Origin of the sequence: Streptococcus oralis (assembly GCF_001579175.1) — a bacterium.
In the GTDB taxonomy this organism is placed as follows: Bacteria; Bacillota; Bacilli; order Lactobacillales; family Streptococcaceae; genus Streptococcus; species Streptococcus oralis_O.
On sequence record NZ_KQ970761.1, the window covers coordinates 63,915 to 68,397 of the forward strand.

The following is a 4,483-nucleotide window of genomic DNA, read 5'->3' on the forward strand; positions in this document are numbered from 1 at the left end:
AACCCAGTTGGCTGCGATTTCTTCTGTTGAAGTAGACGCTACTGCATAGGCGTTGAGCAACTGTGGTGAAACCAAACAGATTCCGAGAACAATTCCCAAAATTTGGCTGGTTCCCATCTTACGAGAAACAGACCAGGTAATCCCTACAGGCAAGAACTGGAAGATTGCTTCACCAGGCAACCAGAGGAAGTGATTGACACCTGCCCAAAACTGAGAGGATTCTGTGATGGTCTTACCATCCAACATTGACCAATGCACCCCTTCCAAGACATTACGGAAACCGAGGATTAGTCCACCAACAATCAGAGCTGGAATAATCGGTGTAAAGATTTCTGCAAGAGTGGTCATAACACGTTGAAGTACATTTTGATTGCTCTTAGCTGCAGACTTAGCTGCTTCTTTAGAAACACCCTCAATACCTGAAACAGCAGTAAAATCATTATAAAAAATCGGCACGTCGTTCCCAATAATCACCTGAAATTGACCCGCATTTGTAAAGGTCCCTTTGACGGCTGGAATCGACTCGATGGCCTTGACATTTGCCTTCTTTTCGTCTCCGAGAACAAAGCGCATCCGTGTCGCACAGTGGGTGACGGCAGTGACATTCTCCTTGCCTCCGATCGCTTGAAGCAGATCTTTAGCTTCTTGTTCAAATTTTCCCATTTGATTCTCCTTATATTTGTCAAAGCAAGCTTGACTTGATAGCTCTATTGTAAACGATTCCAAACTTGTATGCAACTTGTTTGCAATAAAAAGAGGGTATTTTTGCATGTTTTCTAGCACTTGTATGGTAAAATGGATACAAGTATGTATGGAATAAGACTCAAAAATCATTTAAGGAAGCGATATGAAGAAATACCAACAATTATTTAAGCAAATCCAAAAAACCATTCAAAACGAGACTTACGCTGTCGGAGATTTCCTCCCCAGTGAGCACGAACTCATGGATCAGTATCAGGTGAGCCGTGACACCGTCCGAAAAGCTCTGTCTCTCCTCCAAGAGGAAGGATTGATCAAAAAGATAAGGGGGCAAGGTTCTCAAGTCGTCAAAGAAGAAACGGTCAATTTCCCTGTCTCTAACCTAACTAGCTACCAAGAACTGGTTCAAGAACTTGGACTGCGCTCGAAAACCAATGTCGTCAGTCTGGACAAAATCATTATCGATAAGAAGTCCTCACTGATAACTGGGTTTCCAGAGTTTCGGATGGTGTGGAAGGTGGTCCGCCAGCGTGTGGTGGATGATTTGGTATCGGTTCTAGATACGGACTATCTGGATATGGAACTGATTCCAAATCTCACTCGCCGAATCGCTGAGCAGTCTATCTACTCGTATATAGAGGACGACCTCAAACTCCTTATTGATTATGCTCAGAAAGAAATCACCATTGACCACACGGGTGATCGAGACAAGATTCTCATGGACATTGGGAAAGACCCTTATGTCGTTTCAATCAAGTCAAAAGTCTATCTCCAAGACGGACGCCAGTTTCAATTCACCGAAAGTCGCCATAAATTAGAAAAATTTCACTTTGTTGACTTTGCCAAAAGACATCCGAAATAAACACTTACAGTTGGGGATACTCTCAACTGTTTTTTGTAGTAAACGATCTAGTTGATAGTTGAAAAAGAGGGACTGCTTGCTACTTCTTCTACTATTTTAAGAAAAAGCAATATCAAATATGTTTTTCACCAAAAACCTCTTGACAAATGCTAGGCGACCATTAGAATGGGAAGTGAGGAGATAAATAGAAACAATTTAAACGAAATTGCTTTATAAAATGTAAGCGGTTTCGAATAGATGAAGGAGGGTTTTATGAAAAAACACTTTTGGGAGAAATCCTGTCGCTATAGCATCCGCAAGCTGACGGTTGGGACTGCTTCTGTTTTACTGGGAGCTGTTTTTCTAGTCAACCACACTGTAGCTGCAGACAGTGTTGAGGTTAAGCAAACTGAACCAACCTCTGTCGAAGCTATCACTAAGCCTGATAGTGAGCCTAAAGCAGCTGAAACTACTGAAACTACAAATCCGTCTCTAGCAGAAAGTCCAGTAGTTTCCGAAAGCAAGCCAACTGAGGAGACTCAGAAGACAAATAGTCAAGCCAGTGACGATGCTATTGTAGAAGCTAAAGAAAATAAGGAACTTGAAAAAGCAGATCTACCCGTGACAAAGCAAGAAAACTATCAACTCAACTACAATCAACCAACACCCCCTTCCTATGATGGTTGGGAAAAACAAGCCCTTCCTGTCGGAAATGGAGAAATGGGAGCCAAGGTCTTTGGTCTAATTGGTGAAGAAAGAATTCAGTACAACGAAAAGACTCTCTGGTCAGGAGGCCCCCAACCCGACAGTAGCGACTATAATGGAGGGAACTACAAGGATCGCCACAAGGTCTTGGCGGAGATTCGTAAAGCTCTCGAAGATGGAGACCGCCAAAAAGCCAAACAACTGGCTGAACAAAATCTAGTCGGACCAAACAACGCCCAGTATGGACGTTACCTAGCCTTTGGTGATATTTTTATGGTCTTCAATAACCAGAAAAAGGGTCTGGATACAGTAACAGATTATCACCGTGGTTTGGATATCACAGAAGCTACTACGACCACTTCTTACACCCAAGATGGGACGACCTTCAAACGCGAAACCTTCTCCAGCTATCCTGATGATGTCACCGTGACCCACTTGACTAAAAAAGGAAATAAGACGCTCGACTTTACCCTTTGGAACAGCTTGACTGAGGACTTGCTTGCTAATGGTGACTACTCTTGGGAATATTCCAACTATAAGAACGGACATGTTACAACAGATAAACATGGAATCCTTCTAAAGGGAACTGTCAAAGATAACGGCCTCAAATTTGCATCCTATTTAGGAATTAAAACGGACGGAACCGTCACTGTTCAGAATGAGACTCTAACCGTCACAGGTGCAAGCTATGCGACCCTCTATCTCAGCGCCAAGACAAACTTTGCTCAAAATCCTAAAACCAACTATCGAAAAGACATTGATCTCGAAAAAACGGTTAAAGGGATTGTAGAAGCAGCTAAGGCCAAAGACTACGAGACACTTAAACAGGACCATATCAAGGATTATCAAAGTCTCTTTAATCGCGTCAAACTAAATCTAGGTGGAAGCAAGACTGCTCAAACGACAAAAGAGGCCCTTCAAGGCTATAATCCAGAAAAAGGGCAAAAATTGGAAGAACTCTTCTTCCAATATGGCCGATATCTACTGATCAGTTCATCTCGTGATCGAACAGATGCCCTTCCTGCCAACCTCCAAGGAGTCTGGAATGCTGTAGACAATCCACCTTGGAACGCTGACTACCACCTCAATGTCAACTTGCAAATGAACTATTGGCCAGCCTACATGAGCAATCTTGCTGAAACTGCCAAGCCAATGATCAATTACATTGACGACATGCGCTACTATGGTCGTATCGCTGCCAAGGAATACGCTGGTATCGAATCCAAAGACGGACAAGAAAATGGTTGGCTGGTCCACACTCAGGCGACACCATTTGGCTGGACTACTCCTGGCTGGAATTACTATTGGGGTTGGTCGCCAGCCGCTAATGCCTGGATGATGCAGAACGTTTATGACTACTATAAATTCACCAAGGATGAGACTTATCTCAAAGAAAAGATCTATCCTATGTTGAAAGAGACTGCCAAGTTCTGGAACTCCTTCTTGCACTATGACCAAGCCAGTGACCGTTGGGTATCTTCTCCATCCTACTCACCAGAACACGGAACCATCACTATCGGAAACACCTTTGACCAATCGCTAGTCTGGCAGCTATTTCATGACTACATGGAAGTTGCCAACCATCTGAAAGTCGACCAAGACTTAGTCACAGAGGTCAAGGCGAAATTTGACAAACTAAAACCACTTCATATCAATAATGAGGGCCGTATCAAGGAATGGTACGAAGAAGACAGCCCACAATTCACCAGCGAAGGCATTGAAAATAACCACCGCCATGTTTCCCATCTGGTTGGTCTCTTCCCAGGTACGCTCTTTAGCAAGGATCAGGCTGAATACCTAGAAGCTGCGCGTGCTACCCTCAACCACCGTGGAGATGGTGGTACTGGTTGGTCTAAGGCCAATAAAATCAACCTCTGGGCTCGTCTCTTGGACGGTAACCGTGCCCATCGCTTACTCGCTGAACAGCTCAAATACTCAACCCTAGAAAACCTTTGGGATACGCACGCACCATTCCAAATCGATGGAAACTTTGGAGCAACTAGTGGGATGGCAGAAATGCTCCTCCAATCTCATACTGGCTATATTGCGCCATTGCCAGCCCTTCCAGATGCCTGGAAAGACGGTCAGGTTTCTGGTTTGATTGCCCGTGGTAACTTTGAAGTCAGCATGAAGTGGAAAGATAAAAACCTTCAAAGTTTGTCCTTCCTGTCAAATGTTGGCGGAGACTTGGTTGTAGACTATCCAAATATCGAAGCCAGTCAGGTTAAGGTCAATGGC

At 43.9% G+C, this 4,483-nt stretch carries 3 protein-coding genes; 2 read left to right on the forward strand and 1 reads right to left on the reverse strand.

Annotation, left to right across the window (positions count from 1 at the left end; translation table 11 throughout):
* Positions 1–663 (reverse strand): glucose PTS transporter subunit EIIB (locus SORDD24_RS11810; RefSeq protein WP_231082730.1); only part of this gene is annotated, 663 nt, incomplete at its 3' end.
* Positions 664–847: 184 nt separating this feature from the next.
* Between SORDD24_RS11810 and treR the strand changes: the two genes are divergently transcribed.
* Both treR and SORDD24_RS08750 read left to right on the forward strand, forming a co-directional pair.
* Entirely contained in the window at positions 848–1,561 is a 714-nt protein-coding gene (gene treR, locus SORDD24_RS08745; protein WP_061409655.1) for a trehalose operon repressor, read from the forward strand.
* A 252-nt stretch (positions 1,562–1,813) separates the two neighbouring features.
* On the forward strand, positions 1,814–4,483 hold a 2,670-nt coding region (locus SORDD24_RS08750), incomplete at its 3' end, for a glycosyl hydrolase family 95 catalytic domain-containing protein (RefSeq protein WP_155720152.1).